The 19,093-nt window shown below is 63.1% G+C and carries 17 protein-coding genes; 10 read left to right on the top strand and 7 right to left on the bottom strand.

All coding sequences use genetic code 11. The features are described 5' to 3' along the window. Window positions 1-22 precede the first annotated feature (22 nt). Window positions 23-991, bottom strand: a complete 969-nt coding sequence (locus tag ABIB06_RS07460; protein ID WP_247349589.1) for a helix-turn-helix domain-containing protein — start codon at window positions 989-991, stop codon at window positions 23-25. A gap of 512 nt (window positions 992-1,503) precedes the next feature. Here ABIB06_RS07460 and xoxF5 point away from each other — a divergent pair. The 7 genes from xoxF5 (at window position 1,504) to ABIB06_RS07425 (ending at window position 9,483) form a co-directional block, all read left to right on the top strand. Beyond that, entirely contained in the window at window positions 1,504-3,309 is a 1,806-nt protein-coding gene (gene xoxF5, locus ABIB06_RS07455) for a lanthanide-dependent methanol dehydrogenase XoxF5 (protein WP_247349590.1), read from the top strand. Between the two features lie 110 nt (window positions 3,310-3,419). Further along, window positions 3,420-3,911, top strand: coding sequence for a c-type cytochrome, methanol metabolism-related (locus tag ABIB06_RS07450; protein WP_247444031.1), 492 nt, complete (start codon window positions 3,420-3,422; stop codon window positions 3,909-3,911). Window positions 3,912-3,972: 61 nt separating this feature from the next. Then, window positions 3,973-5,082: an S-(hydroxymethyl)glutathione dehydrogenase/class III alcohol dehydrogenase gene (locus ABIB06_RS07445; RefSeq protein WP_106946409.1), complete on the top strand. Its 1,110-nt coding sequence runs from the start codon at window positions 3,973-3,975 to the stop codon at window positions 5,080-5,082. Between the two features lie 34 nt (window positions 5,083-5,116). After that, a complete protein-coding gene (gene gfa / locus ABIB06_RS07440) occupies window positions 5,117-5,680 on the top strand; it encodes an S-(hydroxymethyl)glutathione synthase (protein WP_247443913.1) in 564 nt (187 codons plus the stop codon). Between the two features lie 640 nt (window positions 5,681-6,320). Then, entirely contained in the window at window positions 6,321-6,773 is a 453-nt protein-coding gene (locus ABIB06_RS07435; protein ID WP_354045276.1) for a (2Fe-2S)-binding protein, read from the top strand. Between the two features lies 1 nt (window position 6,774). Continuing rightward, complete coding sequence (locus ABIB06_RS07430; protein ID WP_354045278.1) at window positions 6,775-9,087, top strand: xanthine dehydrogenase family protein molybdopterin-binding subunit; 2,313 nt, start codon at window positions 6,775-6,777, stop codon at window positions 9,085-9,087. Between the two features lie 138 nt (window positions 9,088-9,225). Then, entirely contained in the window at window positions 9,226-9,483 is a 258-nt protein-coding gene (locus tag ABIB06_RS07425) for a hypothetical protein (protein WP_354045280.1), read from the top strand. Window positions 9,484-9,660: 177 nt separating this feature from the next. Here the strand turns inward: ABIB06_RS07425 and ABIB06_RS07420 are convergent, their stop codons facing one another. From ABIB06_RS07420 to ABIB06_RS07400, 5 genes are all read right to left on the bottom strand, one after another. Continuing rightward, complete coding sequence (locus ABIB06_RS07420; protein ID WP_354068669.1) at window positions 9,661-11,388, bottom strand: methanol/ethanol family PQQ-dependent dehydrogenase; 1,728 nt, start codon at window positions 11,386-11,388, stop codon at window positions 9,661-9,663. A gap of 118 nt (window positions 11,389-11,506) precedes the next feature. Then, window positions 11,507-12,160 (bottom strand): QcrA and Rieske domain-containing protein, encoded by a 654-nt coding sequence (locus tag ABIB06_RS07415; RefSeq protein WP_247349597.1) that lies wholly within the window; start codon window positions 12,158-12,160, stop codon window positions 11,507-11,509. Between the two features lie 259 nt (window positions 12,161-12,419). Beyond that, entirely contained in the window at window positions 12,420-12,884 is a 465-nt protein-coding gene (locus ABIB06_RS07410; RefSeq protein WP_247349598.1) for a group III truncated hemoglobin, read from the bottom strand. Window positions 12,885-13,021: 137 nt separating this feature from the next. Then, complete coding sequence (locus ABIB06_RS07405; protein WP_354045283.1) at window positions 13,022-13,873, bottom strand: 3-hydroxybutyryl-CoA dehydrogenase; 852 nt, start codon at window positions 13,871-13,873, stop codon at window positions 13,022-13,024. Window positions 13,874-14,134: 261 nt separating this feature from the next. Then, window positions 14,135-15,613 (bottom strand): FAD-binding oxidoreductase, encoded by a 1,479-nt coding sequence (locus ABIB06_RS07400; protein ID WP_354045285.1) that lies wholly within the window; start codon window positions 15,611-15,613, stop codon window positions 14,135-14,137. 224 nt (window positions 15,614-15,837) lie between these two features. Here ABIB06_RS07400 and hisC point away from each other — a divergent pair, with 224 nt between their 5' ends. Together hisC and ABIB06_RS07390 are read left to right on the top strand one after the other, a co-directional pair. Continuing rightward, window positions 15,838-16,890 carry a histidinol-phosphate transaminase gene (hisC, locus tag ABIB06_RS07395; protein ID WP_354045287.1) on the top strand — a complete coding sequence of 351 codons (1,053 nt, stop codon included), beginning with the start codon at window positions 15,838-15,840 and terminating at the stop codon, window positions 16,888-16,890. A gap of 224 nt (window positions 16,891-17,114) precedes the next feature. Then, entirely contained in the window at window positions 17,115-17,813 is a 699-nt protein-coding gene (locus tag ABIB06_RS07390; protein ID WP_247349664.1) for an ABC transporter permease, read from the top strand. Here the strand turns inward: ABIB06_RS07390 and ABIB06_RS07385 are convergent. Continuing rightward, entirely contained in the window at window positions 17,787-18,596 is an 810-nt protein-coding gene (locus ABIB06_RS07385; RefSeq protein WP_354045289.1) for an ABC transporter substrate-binding protein, read from the bottom strand. The genes ABIB06_RS07390 and ABIB06_RS07385 overlap by 27 nt on opposite strands. 171 nt (window positions 18,597-18,767) lie before the next feature. Between ABIB06_RS07385 and ABIB06_RS07380 the strand changes: the two genes are divergently transcribed. Beyond that, the gene (locus ABIB06_RS07380) at window positions 18,768-19,040 is read left to right on the top strand and encodes a hypothetical protein (RefSeq protein ID WP_354045291.1); all 273 of its coding nucleotides are present in this window, start codon (window positions 18,768-18,770) and stop codon (window positions 19,038-19,040) included. Window positions 19,041-19,093 lie beyond the last annotated feature (53 nt).

Below are 19,093 nucleotides of genomic sequence, written 5' to 3'. Positions count from 1 at the left end.
GACCGCCGAGCTTGGCGTTCGCCTAATGCTCGTCCGCGGCAACGGCGCCCTGTTGCGCCTTGTGGATCGAGGACGGCACTACGCCGAAATATTTCCGGAACACGCGGCTGAAATGCGATGAGCTGGAGAAGCCCCAGGAGAACGCGACATCGGTGATGGTCTTGCCGGCATGGGTCTCGAGTTCCTGGCGGCAATTCTGAAGACGCGCCTGCCAAATGTAGTCGCTCACCGTGGTGCCGCGCTCGGAGAACAACATGTGCAGATAGCGTTTGGAGCAGCCGAGCTCGGCGGAGATCTGGTCGATGCACAGATCCGGATCGCGCAAATGCTCGCGAATGAAGAACTGCGCGCGCACATACGTCGCTTCGGGCCCGACGCGATCGAGCATCGTGTCCGCCTCGCGCAGCGGCAGCAGCAAAAGGTCGATCAGCGAATCGGCGACGCCGACCGCACTGTTCGCCGACAGCTTGGCCGCCTCGTCGAAGGTCGCATGGACGAAATCATGGGCGATCCGCCCCGTCCCCGTGCGTGACGTCAATTTGCAGGCGGGCATTCGCTGCGACGGGAATCCGCGGTCGCGCAGCAGCGCCTTCGGCACGATCACCACGTCGTGGCGCGTGAAAGCGGGGCTGATGATCGAATGCGGACAGGAGACGTCATAGGCGATGATGTCGCCCGGGTTCAGCTCGATGTGGCGGCCATCCTGCTCGAAATATGACACACCGTAAGTCTGGAAGTGGATCTTGATGTACGGGTGCTCATTGGCCTTGGCGCGCGCCAGCGTGTGCGCGATGCGATGCTGGCTGACCTCGATCTGGCAGAGCTTCAAGCGCGAGACGGAGGTGTAGTCGATGCGGCCTTCGAGCGAGGACGCCTCCAGCGGATCGACGTCGAAATGCCCACACAGGCTCGTCAGCCCATCGATCCAGCTCTGGATCTGCCGCTTCGGCGTCATTCCCGTCGTCGAGAGCGTGTGTATTGTGTCGGACATTAATCCAGCCACTGGTTTGATCCGGAGATTCGATACGAATCGCAACCAGCGCTGCCGGAGCCCTCAGCCATGATTGCGTGACGTTTACCTCGATTTGAGCGATCTTCTAGAACGAGCGCCATCGTTCCATTGTCACCCTTGAAAGTTAATCCTCCGCCTTAGTCGCAGCGCCGTCAAGGGGAACCTGAGCGTTGAAGACGGCCCCAAAGCAATGCGGAAGCTGCTGAATTCGCTACTGCAAAATCAAAATCTTCGTGTCCGTGCGCTGTGAAGCAAACCGGCTTCTCTCTTGGGCAAGTTTCCCGATTACGAAGTCGTTACGAATTGCGGCAGGAACAACAAGAACGGGCCGCTCTGCACGCGGACCCGTGACTCTCATCAGGAGGAGGTAACACCACCGCATCGTTTCTGGTCCCAATCGTGACCGCCCTGCACGAGCAGACGCCGGACCAAGAGCCCGGTGATTAAGCAATGCTTCGGAAACAATAAACGAGACCAATGGAGGAATGACTATGCGCAAGGTACTACTGGCGGCCTATCTTGGCTCCGCGGCGGCTCTCGCCGTCGGCAGCGCGTCGGCCAACGATGAAGTGCTCAAGATGTCGCAGAACCCGAAAGACTGGGTGATGCCGACGGGCGACTACGCCAATACCCGCTATTCCAAACTGAACCAGATCAACGCACAAAACGTAGGCAAGCTCCAGGTCGCCTGGACCTTCTCGACCGGCGTGCTGCGCGGCCACGAAGGCGGCCCGCTGATCATCGGCAACATGATGTACGTCCACACGCCGTTCCCGAACAAGGTCTACGCTATTGACCTTTCCAACGAGAACAAGATCGTCTGGAAGTACGAGCCGAAGCAGGACCCGAATGTCATCCCGGTGATGTGCTGCGATACGGTCAACCGCGGCTTGGCCTTTGGCGACGGCAAGATCTTCCTGCATCAGGCCGACACCACGCTCGTCGCACTCGACGCCAAGAGCGGTCAGGTGGCATGGACCGCGAAGAATGGCGACGCCAGCAAGGGCGAGACCGGCACTTCGGCTCCAATGGTCGTCAAGGACAAGGTGCTGATCGGTATCTCTGGCGGCGAGTTCGGCGTTCAGGCCCATATGTCCGCCTACGACATCAAGACCGGCAAGCTGGCATGGCGTGGATACTCGGAAGGGCCGGATGATCAGCTTCTGGTCGACCCCGAGAAGACCACCGCACTCGGCAAGCCGATCGGCAAGGACTCCAGCCTCAAGACCTGGCAAGGCGATCAGTGGAAGATTGGTGGCGGTGCGACCTGGGGCTGGATCTCCTACGATCCCGCGCTGAACCTCGTCTATTACGGCTCCGGCAATCCCTCGACCTGGAATCCGAAGCAGCGTCCCGGCGACAACAAATGGTCGATGACGATCTGGGCGCGCAACCCGGATACGGGCGTTGCCAAATGGGTCTATCAGATGACGCCCCACGACGAGTGGGACTATGACGGCGTCAACGAGATGATCCTCTCGGACCAGACGATCAACGGCGCGCCGCGCAAGCTGCTAACGCACTTCGATCGTAACGGCCTCGGCTACACGCTCGATCGTGTCAACGGTGAGCTTCTGGTCGCCGAAAAGTACGATCCGAAGGTGAACTGGACTTCCGGCGTCGACATGGACAAGAACTCGCCGACCTATGGCCGTCCGAAGGTCCTCGACACAGCTTCGACCGACAAGGCGGGCGAGGACCACAACGTGAAGGGTATCTGCCCGGCCGCGCTCGGCACCAAGGACGAGCAGCCGGCAGCCTACTCGCCGGACACGCAGCTGTTCTACGTTCCGACCAACCACGTCTGCATGGACTACGAACCGTTCAAGGTGAGCTACACCGCGGGCCAGCCCTATGTGGGTGCGACGCTCTCGATGTATCCGCCGCAGGGTGAAACCCATATGGGTAACTTCATCGCCTGGGACGGCAAGACCGGCAAGATCGTCTGGTCGAACAAGGAGCAGTTCTCGGTCTGGTCGGGTGCACTCGCAACCGCGGGCAACGTGGTGTTCTACGGAACGCTCGAAGGCTATCTGAAGGCAGTCGATGCCAAGACCGGCAAGGAGCTCTACAAGTTCAAGACTCCCTCCGGTATCATCGGCAACGTCACCACCTACGAGAACGGCGGCAAGCAGTATATCGCAGTGCTCTCCGGCGTGGGTGGCTGGGCCGGTATCGGTCTGGCGGCGGGTCTGACCGATCCGACCGCAGGTCTCGGCGCAGTCGGTGGCTACGCGGCGCTCAGCAGCTACACGGCACTCGGTGGTACGCTGACCGTGTTCTCGCTGCCCAACTAGGCCTCTCAGCATCGCTCCGGCGCGTGGATCTACTCCACGCGCCGGCTCGTCTCACCGAATGCCTTCCGAGGGAAAATCTCTTGCGTAAAATCTGCTCTGCCATCGCTGCGATGTTTTTGATTGCGTCCGGGGGAATTGCCGTCGCGGACGGCTCAGGTGATCCGACCGCCGTCAAGCAGAACGAAACCGGCGAATGGTCCGACAAGGAAGGCAACCCAACCTACAGGATCACGGAGGGCTCTGTGGACTGGTACACCTATTCCGGATACCGCCGCTATCACTCGGACTGCCATGTGTGTCACGGCCCGGATGGAATGGGCTCGACCTACGCCCCGGCGCTGAAGGATTCGCTGAAGACGATGAGCTACGCGGATTTTCTCGGCGTCGTCGCCTCCGGCCGCAAGAACATCTCGACTGCCCAGGAGAACGTGATGCCGGCCTTCGGCGATAACCCGAACGTCGCCTGCTACATGGACGATCTCTACGTCTATCTGCGCGCCCGCTCCAACGAGGCCTGGGGCCGCACCCGACCCGGCAAGCACGAGGACAAGAACGACGCCTATACCAAGAACGAGGATTCGTGCATGGGCAACAAGAAGTGAACGTGCGGAGCCCGACCAGGACCTGGTTCCTGGCGCCCTGCTAGAATTTGAGGAGCTTACGATGAAGACACGTGCCGCCGTCGCTTTCGAAGCCAAGAAGCCGCTCGAGATCGTGGAGGTCGATCTGGAAGGACCGAAGGTCGGCGAAGTCCTGGTCGAGATCAAGGCGACGGGCATCTGCCACACCGACGCCTACACGCTCGACGGCTTCGACAGCGAAGGAATCTTCCCGTCGATCCTGGGCCATGAGGGCGCCGGCATCATTCGCGAGATCGGTCCTGGCGTGACCTCGGTGAAGCCGGGCGACCACGTCATCCCGCTCTACACGCCGGAATGCCGGCAGTGCAAAAGCTGCCTCAGCCAGAAGACCAATCTCTGCACCGCAATCCGCGCGACTCAGGGCAAGGGCGTGATGCCGGACGGCACCAGCCGCTTCTCCTACAAGGGCAAGCCGATCTACCACTACATGGGCTGCTCCACCTTCTCGAACTTCACCGTGCTGCCGGAGATCGCGGTCGCCAAGATCCGCGAGGACGCGCCGTTCGACAAGAGCTGCTACATCGGCTGCGGCGTCACCACCGGCGTCGGCGCCGTCGTCAATACCGCCAAGGTCGAGCCGGGCTCCAACGTCGTGGTGTTCGGCCTCGGCGGCATCGGCCTCAACGTGATCCAGGGCGCCAAGATGGCCGGCGCCGACAAGATCATCGGCGTCGACATCAACGACTCCAAGGAAGAATGGGGCCGGCGGTTCGGCATGACCGATTTCGTCAATCCCAAGAAGATCACCGGCGACATCGTCCCGCATCTCGTGACCCTGACCGACGGCGGCGCCGACTACACCTTCGACTGCACCGGCAACACCACGGTGATGCGCCAGGCGCTGGAAGCCTGCCATCGCGGCTGGGGCACCTCGATCATCATCGGCGTTGCCGAATCCGGCAAGGAGATCGCCACCCGCCCGTTCCAACTCGTCACCGGCCGCAACTGGCGGGGCACCGCCTTCGGCGGCGCGCGCGGCCGCACCGACGTGCCGAAGATCGTCGACTGGTACATGAACGGAAAGATCCAGATCGACCCGATGATCACCCACACGCTCAAGCTCGAAGACATCAATAAAGGCTTCGAGCTGATGCATGAGGGCAAATCCATCCGTTCAGTCGTCGTGTTCTAGTTCGAAAAGCGTCACCCCCAAGGAGGATCGACCCATGACTGTTGCACTCCATCCCTCGATCGATAACGGCCTCAAACAGGGCAGCGGCAGCTTTGCCGGCGGCACGCTCGTATGCAAATGCAAGGACCATCAGGTCAAGGTCGCCGTCAAGGGCGACGTCGCGCACAACCACGCCTGTGGCTGCACCAAGTGCTGGAAGCCGCAGGGCGCGAATTTCTCCGTCGTCGCCGTGGTGCCGCGCCAGAACGTCAGCGTGATTGAGAACGGCGACAAGCTCCAGATCGTCGACCCCTCTGCGGTGATCCAGCGCCATGCCTGCAAGGCCTGCGGCACCCACATGTACGGCCGCATCGAGAACAAGGGCCACCCGTTCTACGGCCTCGACTTCATTCACCCCGAACTGTTCCAGGAACAGGGTTCGCAGGCGCCGCAATTCGCCGCCTTCGTCTCCTCGGTGATCGAATCGGGCGTGAAGCCGGAGGAAATGCCCGGTATTCGTTCGCGGCTGAAGGAAATCGGCCTCGAGCCCTATGACTGCCTGTCGCCGGCGCTGATGGACGCGATCGCGACCCACGTGGCGAAGGCCAAAGCCGCCTGAGCCAGGCCGCCTGACGTTTGCCGCGCCCGTCCGCTCGCTGGTTCTCGCCAGCGAGCGGACGGGTCCGGCCCGCGACCAATCGCGGCGATGCCCCCGCTTCTCCACTCTGCGTATACGAGGGCCATCAGGTCCCTCAGTCCTGGTCTCTGAATGACTGCGCAGGGCCGTCGGCTTCCTGCTTGAAGTCCGCAGCGCTTGCGTTTCTCCCTCCCTCGACTGAGGCATCCTGCTTCGTCCGCACAGTTCGTCTGGCGGACGAAGCTTTTTTCATTGTGCCCGTTTCGGGAGGCGCGCTGCGTGATGCAGCGCCCTGCTTTTGACAAACCTTGGTTGCAATCTTTTCCCGTCGAGAACAGCTGACTAGAGAACGGCTGACTAGAGAACACTTGGCTGTGAACGCCGGACCGAGGCGATCTCTGCTACGATTGCGTCGTCACGATGCCGCGCGAAATTCAATAATCAAGAACAAGACGGAGGTATCGAGCACATCCGGACATGACATTCGCTTTCCTGCTTCCTGCCGGGATCTGCCCGCGCGGGATGACGGCCGGAACGCGACGACACGACGCAGCGGGGCATTGCACCGACCGACGTCGGGACAATTTGAAATCGGCAAGCTTATGAAGAGCGAGGGACGATCATGATCAAGGTGAAGATCAACGGCCAGGAACAGAGCTGGGACGGCGACCCGGATCTCCCGCTACTCTGGTTCCTGCGCGACGAGGCCGGGCTGACCGGCACCAAGTTCGGCTGTGGCCAGGCCCTTTGCGGCGCCTGCACCGTCATCGTCGACAAGGAAGCCGTGCGCTCCTGCATCACATCGGTCAACGACGTCGCCGGCCGCGAGGTCACGACGATCGAGGGACTGCATCCGAACGGCGATCACGCGGTGCAGAAGGCCTGGCGCCAGGTCAACGTACCCCAATGCGGCTTCTGCCAGGCGGGCCAGATCATGCAGGCGGCGGCACTACTGATGGACAACCCAAAGCCTTCGCACGATCAGATCCGCGAAGCGATGGCCGGCAACATCTGTCGCTGCGGCTGCTACCAGCGCATTGAGAACGCGGTCCATCTCGCATCGACGGGAGTGTGACATGAATTTCATCGACAATCCGGGGAAGCTTCGTGGCTTCGAAAAGAACATCAAGGTCGAGAAAGTCTCGCGCCGCAGCATCCTGAAAGGGCTCGGCATCACCGGCGGCTTCGTGCTCGCTGCCCCCGTGATGTCGCGCCAGGCGTTCGCCTATGAGACCGGCGCCGGCAAAATGCCGCATGGCGTCGTGGTGGACCCGCGCGTGTTCGTCGCGGTCGCGCCCGACGGCACCGTCACCATCCTCGCCCACCGCGCCGAGATGGGTACCGGCGTGCGCACCAGTCTGCCGCTGATCGTAGCGGAAGAAATGGAAGCTGACTGGTCGCGAGTCAAAGTGCAGCAGGCTCACGGCGACGAGGTCAAGTTCGGCAACCAGGACACCGACGGCTCGCGCAGCACGCGGCATTATCTGATGCCGATGCGCCAGATCGGCGCCTCCGCCCGCACCATGCTGGAACAGGCCGCGGCCAAGCGCTGGGGCGTGCCGGCGACCGAGGTCAAGGCCGTCAATCACGAGGTCGTCCACAGCGCGACGAGCCGCAAGCTCGGCTTCGGCGAGCTCGCAGCCGATGCCGCCAAGGAATCGGTGCCGAGTATCGAAGGCCTCAAGCTGAAGAACCCCAAGGACTTCCGCTATCTCGGCAAGGGCCAGGTCGGCATCGTCGATCTCCACGACATCACCACCGGCAAGGCGCGTTACGGCGCCGACGTGCGGCTGCCTGGCATGAAGTATGCCGTGATCGCGCGCCCGCCGGTAACAGGCGGCAAGCTGGTCTCGTTCGATCCGGACGCGGCGCTGAAGGTCCCCGGCGTCGAGAAGGTGATGCAGGTGCGCGGTTGGCCGTGGCCGTCGAAATTCCAGCCGCTCGGCGGCGTTGCCGTGATCGCGCGCAACACCGGCGCGGCGATCAAGGGCCGCGACGCACTTAAGCTCACCTGGGATGACGGTGCCAACGGCAAATACGACTCCGTCGCCTACCGCAAGGAGCTCGAGGAAGCCTCACGCAAACCGGGCCTCGTCGTGCGCCAGGAAGGCGACGCCGATGCTGCCCTGAAGGGTGCCGACAAGATCATCGTCGGCGAATATTATCTGCCGCATCTCGCCCATGTCAGCATGGAACCGCCGGTGGCGGTCGCCGATGTCAAGGGCGACAAGGCGGAGATCTGGGCACCGGTGCAGAGCCCGGGCGGCACACGCGAGGACGTCGCCAAGACGCTCGGCATCCCCGAGGGCAATGTCACGGTCAACGTCACCCTGCTCGGCGGCGGTTTCGGCCGCAAGTCGAAGTGCGACTTTGCGCTCGAGGCCGCGCTGCTGTCGAAGGAGCTCGGCGCGCCCGTGAAGGTGCAATGGACGCGCGAGGACGACGTCCGCCACGACTTCCTGCACACGGTCTCCGTGGAACGGATCGAAGCGGGCCTCGACAAGAGCGGCAAGGTGATCGCCTGGCGCCATCGCAGCGTGGCTCCCAGCATCGCCTCGACCTTCGCCGCCGGTGCAAATCACGAGGCGCCCTTCGAGCTCGGCATGGGCCTCGTCGATATGCCGTTCGAGATCGCCAACATCTCTTGCGAGAACCCGGAAGCCGCGGCGTTCACCCGCATCGGCTGGTTCCGCTCGGTCTCGAACATCCCGCGCGCCTTCGCGGTACAGTCGATGGTCGGCGAGATCGCGCATGCGACCGGCCGCGACCAGAAGGAGACGCTGCTGGCGCTGATCGGCAGCCCGCGCATCGTCAAGCCGGCCGTGAAGGACATGTGGAACTACGGCGAGCCCTTCGACAGCTATCCGATCGACACCGCGCGCCTGCGCAAGGTGGTCGAGCTGGTCGCCGAGAAGGGAGAATGGGGCCGCGCGGTCGCCAAGGGACACGGTCTCGGCATCGCCGTACACCGCAGCTTCGTCAGCTACATCGCGACCATCGTCGAGGTCGCCGTCGACGACAAGGGCAAGCTGACGGTGCCGCGGGTCGACACCGCGATCGATTGCGGCACCTACGTCAACCCCGAACGCATCGCCTCGCAGATCGAGGGCGCGGCGATCATGGGGCTGAGCCTCGCCAAATACGGCGAGATCAGCTTCAAGGACGGCAAGGTGGAGCAAAAGAACTTTGACGACTTCCAGGTCCTCAGGATGGATGAATCCCCGCTGGTGACCAACGTCTACATCGTGCCGCCCGGACCCGATACGCCACCGAGCGGAGTCGGCGAGCCCGGCGTCCCGCCGTTCGCGCCGGCGCTGATGAACGCCATCTTCGCCGCGACCGGAAAGCGCATCCGCAACCTTCCGCTCGGCAAGCAATTGGAGGCGTGAGAGCTTGGTCCGGAAAAGTGGACACCGGTTTTCCGAACAGACCATGCTCAATCAGGAAAGGGCGCGATAGAAGTCTATCGCGCTCGGGAACACAAAGCGGCTTCGCGCCGTTTCCATCGATCTGACAGGAGCAGATCGATGACCCATATTTCAAAGGCGCTCGCAGTTTCGCTGTCGAGCGCCTTTCTTTTGACGACCACAGGCGTGTTCGCCCAGAACAACACGGCACCGCCAACCACGGCCACGCGCCCCAGCACGCCGGACCAGAACTCGCTGCCCAACGCCAATGCCTCGCCGCCCTCGACCACCCAGACCACCGGGCAGCACAATCCGGATCCCAAGGTTCAGGAAATGAACCGGAAGGAAAAGGGCAAGGTAGAGCGCGAGGGGAAGTAGCGATCTGGCGCCGCGTGCGACCGCATCGTCATGGCCGGGCTTGTCCAGGCTTGTCCTGGCCATGACGACTTCGTGGCGCGGGCAGCAATCCCATCCCGTCACGCAAAATGCGGCGGACGTTGCCGTCCGCCGCATTTGCCCCCTGACACTCCGCTTCTTTCGATCCGCCAGCGGAGCTTACTTCTTCAGCGCGAACACCCAGATGACGCCGCCCTGCGGTACGTTGGCTTCGATACCGATATTGTTGGTCACGAGTGCATCCTGGATGCGCTGCGCATCCACGCCCCATCCCGACTGGATCGCGATGTATTGCGTGCCGTCGATCTCATAGGACACCGGCATGCCCATGATGCCGGAGTTGGTCTTCTGCTCCCACAGCAGCTCGCCACTCTTGGCGTTGAAGGCGCGGAAGTTGCGGTCGTTGGTGCCGCCCACGAAGACGAGATCGCCTGCGGTCGCCGTCACCGATCCGAACAGCTGCGACTTGGGGAAGTTGTGTTGCCACATCTTCTTGCCCGTAATGGGATCCCAAGCCTGGAGCTCGCCGAAATGATCGGCGCCAGGCTTCGTCTTCAGGCCGATGTCCTCCGGTTTGGTGCCGAGCCAGAGTTCGCCGGGCTTGAGCGGAACCTTCTCGCCGGTGAACCCGCCACAGAAATTCTCGTTGGCGGGCACGTAGACGAGGCCGGTCTTCTGGCTGTAGGCCGCCGACGGCCAGTCCTTACCGCCCCACAGCGACGGACAGAACTCCACGCGCTTGCCGACCATCGGCTTGTGCGCGGGATCGAGGATCGGCCTGCCGCTCTCGGCATCGATGCCCTTCCAGACGTCGGTGGAGACGAACGGCCAGCCGGCGATGTAGTTGATCTTGGTGGGCGTGCGCTCGAGTATCCAGAAGATCGCATCGCGTCCCGGATGGACCAGGCTCTTGATGGTGCGGCCGTCGCGTTGCAGGTCGATCAACATCGGCGCTTCGACCTCGTCCCAATCCCAGGAATCGTTCTGGTGATACTGGTGATAGGTTTTGATCTTGCCGGTGTTCGGATCGAGCGCGAGCACCGAGGAGGTATAGAGATTGTCGCCGGGATGCATCTCGCCGGGCCACGGCGCGGCGTTGCCGACGCCCCAATAGATCGTCTTGGTGTCCTTGTCGTAATTGCCGGTCATCCAGGCCGAGCCGCCGCCGTTCTTCCAGTCCTCGCCCTGCCAGGTGTCGTGGCCGGGCTCGCCTTCGCCGGGAATGGTATAGGTCCGCCACAGCTCCTTGCCGTCCTTGGCATCATAGGCGGCGACGTAGCCGCGCACGCCGAACTCGCCGCCGGAGCCGCCGACGATGACCTTGCCGTCGACGACCAGCGGCATCAGGGTCATGTACTGGCCCTTCTTGTAGTCCTGCACCTTGGTGTCCCACACCACCTTGCCGGTCTTGGCGTCGAGCGCGACGACATGATCGTCGGTGGTGGCGAGATAGAGCTTGTCCTCCCAGAGGCCGACGCCGCGGCTGGTCGGATGCAACTGGAACAGATCGTCGGGGAGCTGCCGCTTGTAGCGCCAATATTCGTCGCCGGTCTTGGCGTTCAGCGCGATCACCTGCCCCATCGGGGTCGCCACGAACATCACGCCGTTGTTGACGATCGGCGGCGCCTCGTGGCCTTCGACGACGCCGGTCGCGAAGGTCCAGACCGGGGTGAGGTTCTTCACATTCGAGGTGTTGATCTGGTCGAGCGGGCTGTAGCCCTGCCCGTCATAAGTCCGCCGGTAGAGCATCCAGTTGGCGGGCTCCGGGTTTTCCAATCGCTGCGCGGTGACCGGCGCGTAGTTCTCGACCGGGCCTGATACGGCGGCGGTCGAGGCAAGACACGTGAAGGCGACGAAGCCGGACAGTAACCATTGCTTCCTGGTCATGGACGTTCCCCTTTTTCATCCGTTTGAATTCTTATTTTGAATTGTTGTTTTGAATTCTTGTCGTCCGCCCATCGGCGGATGCGGCCTCTCGTGACGCGGGTACGACCCGCACCGTCCATCATCCTGGCTGCACGCCACCTACCTTTCCCATGAAGTTTCCGGCTACGCTGAGCGAACCGTCAGCGAGCGCCAGCGGCAGCGCCGCGAGCCGTCGCGGCGCTGGCCCGAACACGACTTGCGCGCCCGCGCGAGGATCGTATTCGGAGTTGTGGCACATGCACTTGAACACCTCCTTGTCGCCGACATCGCTCTTCACCCAGGCAGTGACGGGACAGCCGGCATGCGAGCAGATTGCCGAATAGGCGATGATGCCGTCGACGGCGCGTGCTTTCGTCTGCTCGTCGAGCTCGGCGGGATCGAGCCGGATGATCAGGATCTCGTTGAGGCGCGAAGCGCTGCGCACGACCGACGTCTTTGGGTCTTTCGGCCAGGCTTGCACCGGCGGTCCGCCGACCGACAGATCGGCCGCGGTAATGAGCTTCCCTTCCCGATCGCCTTCCGAGAAGACGAGCACATCGCCCTTCTGCGGCCGCTCATCCGAGCCGGGCGGATCCTCTCCTGCTTGCACCTGCGAGGCACAGCCAAGGCAAGCAGTGGTGGCGAGAGCACCGAGCAAAAGCGTTCGCCGCGTCTGCTCGATGCCCGCGTCGACGTCAGGCTCCGCGACATTCTCGGAGGATGAGGAATGGGTGATGAACGATGCGCTGGACATGCAATTAGGAGGCGCTGGAACTCTGCCGAAAACAAGGCGAAGGATTGGCGCCGCAATGCATCAATATGGCTTTGCTCGCTTTGATTGAGCAAGAATGAAAGCAATCGAACGGGTTTCGCAATTTCAACGTCACATCGCGCGCATCGCATGATGATTTTGCAGACCAGCCCGATGATATCGGAATTGGTGCACCGCCCTACCCGTCGCGCACGCAAAGGCGAACACGGTCGCTGTACGTCTGCAGGCAGACCGATCGTCCTTAGGACCTGAGCACGTGACGCGGCGCGGCAATCCGACCCGCCAAGGTGGCCGACGCCATCTCAAAGCTGTCGGCGATGCGGCGCGCCTTGTCGATGAACAGCGCGGCCGCCGCGGGCGGACAGACTTCGTGCGCGGTCGGTTCGAACAAATCCAGCCAGCGGTCGAAATGATCGCCGGCCAGGCTCAGCGGCATATGCGCCCGCATCGGAGAGCCGTGGTAGCGGCCACTCATCAGAACGACCGATGACCAGAAGTCCCTGAGATTGGCGAGATGCTCGTCCCAATTCCGCACCCTCGCGAACACGGGGCCCAGCAGTGCATCCTCGCGCACGCGTCCGTAGAAGCGGGTGACGAGTTCCCCGATCATCTCTTCGGTGATCCCCGTGCGCTTGATCGCGTCCTGGGTCAGCAGGTTCCGCCGCTCGGCCGCAGCCTCGCGCTCGGCCTTCAATCGATCCGACATGTCCTTTGTTATCCGTTCCGTTGTTCCCGCAGGCCGCCCGTTCGACATTGTGAGCTCAATTGCGCGCGGCGTCTTTGTCGCAGCGCAAATTGCGGGGTCTGGCGGCGAGCACCAATTGCCCGCCGCCTGCGCCATTGTCAGGCGCTGTAGGTGTAAAAGCCCTGCCCGGTCTTGCGGCCGAGATGGCCGGCATCGACCATTTCCTTGAGCAAGGGGGCCGGACGGTATTTGGGGTCGTTGAAGCCTTTGTAAAAGACCTCCATCACCGACAACATGGTGTCGAGCCCGACGAGATCGGCGAGCGCCAGCGGCCCGATCGGGTGGTTGCAGCCGAGCTTCATGCCGGCATCGATCTCTTCCGCCGTCGCAATCCCTTCCTGGAGCGCGAAGATCGCTTCGTTGATCATCGGGCACAGGATGCGGTTGACGGCGAAGCCGGGGCTGTTCTTGGCGGTGATCGCCACCTTGCCGATGCGCTTGGCGAAATCGAGCGCTTTGGCGTGGGTGTCGTCGGAGGTCTGCAAGCCGCGGATGAGCTCCAGCAGCGCCATTACCGGTACCGGATTGAAGAAGTGCATGCCGATGAATCGGTCGGGGCGGTCGGTCGCCGCGGCGAGCTTCGTGATCGAGATCGAGGAGGTGTTGGTCGCGAGCAGCGTGCGCGGCGACAGCGTCGCGCAGAGGTCCTTCAGGATCTTGACCTTGAGCTCCTCGTTCTCGGTCGCGGCCTCGATGACGAGGTCGCAATCGACGAGCTTCGCGCGGTCGGTGGTGCCGGTGATGCGCTTGAGCGTCGCGTCGCGATCGCCCGCCGACATCTTCTCCTTCTTGACCAGCCGCTCGAGGCTGCCGCCGACGGTCGAAATCCCGCGGTTCACCGCCGCATCGGAAATATCGACCATCACGACCGAAAGCCCGGCCGCGGCACAAATCTGTGCGATGCCGTTTCCCATGGTCCCTGCCCCGATAATTCCAACGGTTTGGATCATTGCCTCAAATCCTTCATCCTTACGGACGTGCCATACCGGCACCGCCCCATTGTTCCTGCATCAGGGTCTAGCACCGCCACCGGGCGGGTGCGACCTGATCCTGCCCTTCCTTAAAGCATCCAACGCGGGAATAAAGCCGCCATTCGGCCGCGAAACGGTATGATTTGGCGGCCTCCTGGCCTGTTAGGCTCGAGCTATCTGCGGCATCCTCCCCAAGAGCGCCGAGGGTCCGGGAGGACCGTGCCCGAGGCGGGGAGCGCTTCAATCGAGACGAAGCACCTTGCCCGGATTCATGATGTTCTTGGCATCGAGCGCCCGCTTGATCGTGCGCATGATGTCGAGCTCGGTCCGGGAACGATAGTACTGGAGCTCGTCGAGCTTCTCGATGCCGATGCCATGTTCCGCCGAGATCGAGCCGCCCATGGAGGTGACGAGGTCGTTGACGGCCCGTGAGATCGCCGCGGAATACTGCTTGAGCGTAGCGCGGTCCATGCCCTTCGGACCCATGAAGGAGAAGTGCAAATTGCCGTCACCGATGTGGCCGAGCGGGTAGGGGCGGATCGTCGGCAGGATTGCGCGTACGGCCTCGAGACCGCTGTCGATGAACTCTGGAATCCTGGAGATGGCGACCGACACGTCGTAGCTCAAGCCCGGCCCTTCGGTGCGAGATGCCTCGGCCACGCTCTCGCGAATGCGCCACATGTTGCGCGACTGCGTTTCGGTTTGCGCGATCACCGCATCCAGCACCCGGCCCGCCTCGAGCTGGCCGGCCAAAAACTGCTCCATTCTGTCCGACATGCCCGTGCCGCAGTCCTGTCGGGGCCGGGCCGACGACCATTCGAGAAGGAGATACCACTCGGTCTCCGCCTTGAGAGGATCCTGGGTCCCGGGAACGTGGCGCAGCACCATGTCGGTGCACGCACGGCTGATGAGTTCGCAGGAGCCGACATTGTCATCGGAAGCGGCATGCGCCTCCGACAGGAGGTCGATGGCTGCCTTGGCATCGCGGATCGCAAGCCATGCCGTGCACACGTCTTTCGGCGCCGGCCAAAGCTTCAGCACCGCCTTGGTGATGATACCGAGTGTCCCTTCGGCGCCCATGAACAGGTGCTTGAGGTCATAGCCGGTGTTGTCCTTCTTGAGTGCGCGCAGGCCGTCCCAGACATCGCCGTTAGCCAGCACGACCTCGAGACCCAACACCAGATTTCGCGCATTGCCATAACGCAGCACCTGCACGCCGCCGGCATTGGTGGACAGATTGCCTCCGATCATGCACGAGCCCTGAGCACCCAGGCTGAGCGGAAAGAGGCGGTCGTGGCGCGCGGCCGTGTCCTGAAGCGTCTGGAGGATGCAGCCCGCCTCCACGGTCATGGCGTAGCCGACGGGATCGACATTCAGCACCCGGTTCATGCGACCGAGCGACAGCACGATGCCGCGGTGCATAGGCCATGGCGTGGCACCGCCCATCAAGCCGGTGTTGCCACCCTGCGGCACGATGGCAATGCCGTTGTCGTAGCAGAGCTTGACGACAGCGGAGACTTCCGCGGTGCTGGCCGGACGCACGACCGCCGCGGCCTGCCCCGCCAGTTCGCCGCGCCAGTCGGTCACGAAGGGCTGCTTGTCTTGCTCGTCCAGGATCAGGCCTTTGTCGCCCACGATTTCCCGCAAGCGGTCGAGAATAGCTGACGTCACGGGCGCGGTCGGAATCGAGGGAGCGGTGGGAAGGACTGCACCCGGCATGTGTTCCTCTCTTTGCGGCTGTTCTGCGCCTTGGGCGCACCGGCCTTCGTCCTTGTTTTCTATTCTGGGCGATTGCGCGATGACCCTAGCACAGGGGTCGCGCGGGCGGGAACGCCTCCGGCCGTGAGGCTGGTGCGGATTTGCCTGGAACGCCGAATGCAAGCGCACTTCCGCGGAGGTCCCGCATACCCTACTGTGCTGCGATCAAATTCGGATTGGAGATCATGAGCCGTTTCTGGAGTCCGGTCGTCCACACGCTTTCGCCCTACGTCCCCGGCGAGCAGCCGAAGCAGGACGGCATCGTCAAGCTCAATACCAACGAGAATCCCTACCCGCCCTCGCCACGCGTGCTGGCGGCCGTCGCATCGGCTGCGGAGCGGCTGCGCCTTTATCCCGATCCGGGTGCGACGCGCCTGCGCGAGGCGATCGCGGCGCAATGCGATGTGAGGCCCGAGGAAGTGTTCGTCGGCAACGGCTCCGACGAGGTTCTGGCCCACACCTTCCAGGCTCTTCTGAAGCACAATATGCCGCTTCTGTTTCCCGACGTCACCTACAGCTTCTATCCCGTCTATTGCGGCCTCTATGGAATAACGCACGACGAGGTGCCGCTCGATGCCGCGATGAGAATCGATATCTCCGACTACAGGCGACCATCGAGCGCCATCCTTCTCTGCAATCCGAACGCCCCGACCGGCATCGCCCTTCAGCGCGACGCAATCGCATCGCTTCTTGCCGAACAACCGGACCGGCTGGTGGTGGTGGACGAGGCCTATGTCGATTTCGGCGCCGAGAGCGCCGTGCCGCTGGTTGCACGCCACGACAATCTGCTGGTCATCCAGACCTTCTCGAAGTCGCGCTCGCTCGCTGGCCTGCGGGTTGGTTTTGCCATCGGTCAACGACCGCTGATCGAAGCGCTGGAACGGGTGAAGGACAGCTTCAACTCCTATCCCGTCGATTGCCTCGCTATCGCCGGCGCCGTCGCCGCGATCGAGGACGACGGCTGGTTCCGCAAGACCCGCGCCCGTATCATCGCGAGCCGCGAAACGCTGGCCCGTGAGCTTGGACAACTCGGCTTCGAAGTGTTGCCGTCGCTCGCAAACTTCGTTTTCGCGCGCCATCGAAGCCGGAGCGGAACAGATCTTGCGGCAGCGCTTCGCCAGCGTGGCGTTCTGGTCCGGCATTTCGGAAAGCCGCGCATCGAGGACTTCTTGCGCATCACCGTAGGAACGGAGGCCGAGTGTGCCCGGCTTGTTGAAGTGCTGCGCGGCTTGATCTGAGCCCCCGACGGTCGCGGCATCGGCCAGCGTCAAACGGTGATGCCAAACGCGGCCTCGTGCCATGCCGCCCGCGGCTTTTGATTTCCGGTCAAATTCGGGTTACCAAACCGCTCCGCCGCTGCTTTGCACGACGATACCCTCAGGGAAATATACGTGAATCACCTCCGCAGTCCCGAAATCGACGCACCCGAGACATCGTGGCGGGCGCCGACGCTCAGGCACGGATGAACGACTTCGCGCGATCCATCGGCGCCGCATTCACGCTGATCGGCGAGGCCGACGCAGAGCTTCTGGGCATCGTCGGACTGTCGGTGCGCGTCAGCCTGACCGCGAGCATCGTCGCGCTTCTGATCGGGGCGCCGTTCGGGGCCCTGCTTGCGATCACCCGGTTCCGCGGGCGGCAGGTCATCATCGTCCTGACCAATGCGCTGCTTGGTCTTCCGCCGGTCGTGGTCGGGCTCGCGCTCTATCTTCTGCTGTCGCGCTCCGGCCCGCTCGGGGCGGCCGGCCTGTTGTTCACGCCGGCGGCGATGGTGATCGCGCAGGCGCTGCTCGCAACACCGATCGTCGTCGCACTGGTGCACCGGCCGGCGAGCCTGCTGTGGGCGGAGTATGGCGACCTGGCGCGAATCGACGGGCTGTCGGTGCTGCGCAGCATCGGCTTGCTGTTCGCGCTGGGCCGGACCTCGCTGCTGACGGCCTTTCTCGCAGCCTTCGGGCGCGCGATCGCCGAGGTCGGCGCCATCATCATCGTCGGCGGCAACATCCGCGGCTTCACACGCACGATGACGACTGCGATCGCGCTGGAGACCAGCAAGGGCGACCTGTCGCTGGCGCTCGGGCTCGGGCTGATCCTGCTCGCGCTCAGCGTCGCAGTATCAACCGTCGCCTTCCTGCTAGTGGGACGCGTTGGGGAAAAATAGCTGCTCGCCACCGACCTTGTAGCCGGCGATGGCCTCCTGTCCCCCAGGAGAGATCAGCCAGTCGATGAAGGCTTGCCCGTCCTGCGCCTTCACGTTCGAATGCTTTGCCGGATTCACCAGCATGACGCCGTACTGGTTGAACAGCCGCTTGTCGCCTTCGGTCAGAACGGCAAGCTCGCCGCGGTTCTTGAATGACAACCAGGTGCCGCGGTCAGACAGGAGATAGGCATTCGACGACGACGCCATGTTCAGGGCTGGCCCCATGCCCTGGCCGATCTCGCGATACCAGCCGTCCTTGCCGGCACCGAGGTCGACGCCCGCCTCCTTCCATAGCCGCAGCTCGGCCGCGTGCGTGCCGGACTTGTCGCCGCGCGAGATGAACGGCGCCTTCGCGGCGGCGATCTTGCGCAGCGCCTCGGCCACGTCCTTGCCGCCGGCGATCTTCGCAGGATCGCTCTTCGGCCCGACGATGACGAAGTCGTTGTACATGACATCGAAGCGCTTCACGCCCTGCCCTTCGGACATGAACTTGTCTTCGGCAGGCCTGTCATGGACGAACACGACGTCTGCATCGCCGCGCCGCCCGATGTCGAGCGCCTGGCCCGTGCCGACGGCAACCACTTTCACATCGATGCCGCTGGCCTTCGAGAACAGCGGCAGCAAATAGCCGAACAGCCCCGACTGTTCCGTCGACGTCGTCGAGGCCACAGTGATGGTGCGATCCTGCGCGAATGCGATCGTGGACCAGAGCAGAACCGCTCCGAAAGTCATTACCCTCTTCATGCTTCGTCCTTACACCAGAAGCCGGATGTTCCAAACTCTACCTCGATAAGGGCCGTGCAGGGGAACACCGACATTCGTCAACGCGCGTTGGTGCGATTCTCGCGGCGCTGCCAATTGGGAACGTCCGCCCCGTGCGCAGGTTGTCCGGAGGTGAACCCAGGAGGAGACCAGATGAAGAAGTTCATTTTGGCATCTGCGTGCATCATGGCGCTGGCGACCGGCGGCGCCTTTGCACAAACACAACCCGCCCCAAGCACATCCGGCAAGGGCGACGTCGGCCCCTCGTCGCGGGGCCCCGCGACCAAGGGCATGACGACCGGCGCGTCGTCGAACATGCAGAACGAGGCCAGCGACAGCAAGGGCAAGCAGACCCCTTCGGCCGGCGGCAGCAACACCAATAACATGGGCAGCCAGGCCGGCGGCGGCGCGGGCTCCGGAAAATAGGCCGGCATCGATCGGAAATCTGGAGAGGGGCGATCATCCCCTCTCCAAAAGTC

The sequence above is a fragment of the Bradyrhizobium sp. LB8.2 genome (assembly GCF_040548035.1).
Taxonomy (GTDB): Bacteria; Pseudomonadota; Alphaproteobacteria; order Rhizobiales; family Xanthobacteraceae; genus Bradyrhizobium.
Note: the sequence above shows the minus strand (reverse complement) of the source record. Positions and strands in the feature narration are given on the sequence as shown.

Excerpts from the sequence above, each read along its gene's own strand:
- ABIB06_RS07405 (WP_354045283.1), bottom strand. The coding sequence starts at position 13,873 with ATGATCCAAACCGTTGGAATTATCGGGGCAGGGACCATGGGAAACGGC.
- ABIB06_RS07385 (WP_354045289.1), bottom strand. The coding sequence starts at position 18,596 with ATGAAGAGGGTAATGACTTTCGGAGCGGTTCTGCTCTGGTCCACGATC.
- ABIB06_RS07380 (WP_354045291.1), top strand. The coding sequence starts at position 18,768 with ATGAAGAAGTTCATTTTGGCATCTGCGTGCATCATGGCGCTGGCGACC.
- ABIB06_RS07445 (WP_106946409.1), top strand. The coding sequence starts at position 3,973 with ATGAAGACACGTGCCGCCGTCGCTTTCGAAGCCAAGAAGCCGCTCGAG.
- xoxF5 (WP_247349590.1), top strand. The coding sequence starts at position 1,504 with ATGCGCAAGGTACTACTGGCGGCCTATCTTGGCTCCGCGGCGGCTCTC.
- ABIB06_RS07400 (WP_354045285.1), bottom strand. The coding sequence starts at position 15,613 with ATGCCGGGTGCAGTCCTTCCCACCGCTCCCTCGATTCCGACCGCGCCC.
- ABIB06_RS07410 (WP_247349598.1), bottom strand. The coding sequence starts at position 12,884 with ATGTCGGATCGATTGAAGGCCGAGCGCGAGGCTGCGGCCGAGCGGCGG.
- ABIB06_RS07415 (WP_247349597.1), bottom strand. The coding sequence starts at position 12,160 with ATGTCCAGCGCATCGTTCATCACCCATTCCTCATCCTCCGAGAATGTC.
- ABIB06_RS07435 (WP_354045276.1), top strand. The coding sequence starts at position 6,321 with ATGATCAAGGTGAAGATCAACGGCCAGGAACAGAGCTGGGACGGCGAC.
- ABIB06_RS07450 (WP_247444031.1), top strand. The coding sequence starts at position 3,420 with ATGTTTTTGATTGCGTCCGGGGGAATTGCCGTCGCGGACGGCTCAGGT.
- gfa (WP_247443913.1), top strand. The coding sequence starts at position 5,117 with ATGACTGTTGCACTCCATCCCTCGATCGATAACGGCCTCAAACAGGGC.
- ABIB06_RS07425 (WP_354045280.1), top strand. The coding sequence starts at position 9,226 with ATGACCCATATTTCAAAGGCGCTCGCAGTTTCGCTGTCGAGCGCCTTT.
- hisC (WP_354045287.1), top strand. The coding sequence starts at position 15,838 with ATGAGCCGTTTCTGGAGTCCGGTCGTCCACACGCTTTCGCCCTACGTC.
- ABIB06_RS07420 (WP_354068669.1), bottom strand. The coding sequence starts at position 11,388 with ATGACCAGGAAGCAATGGTTACTGTCCGGCTTCGTCGCCTTCACGTGT.
- ABIB06_RS07390 (WP_247349664.1), top strand. The coding sequence starts at position 17,115 with ATGAACGACTTCGCGCGATCCATCGGCGCCGCATTCACGCTGATCGGC.
- ABIB06_RS07430 (WP_354045278.1), top strand. The coding sequence starts at position 6,775 with ATGAATTTCATCGACAATCCGGGGAAGCTTCGTGGCTTCGAAAAGAAC.
- ABIB06_RS07460 (WP_247349589.1), bottom strand. The coding sequence starts at position 991 with ATGTCCGACACAATACACACGCTCTCGACGACGGGAATGACGCCGAAG.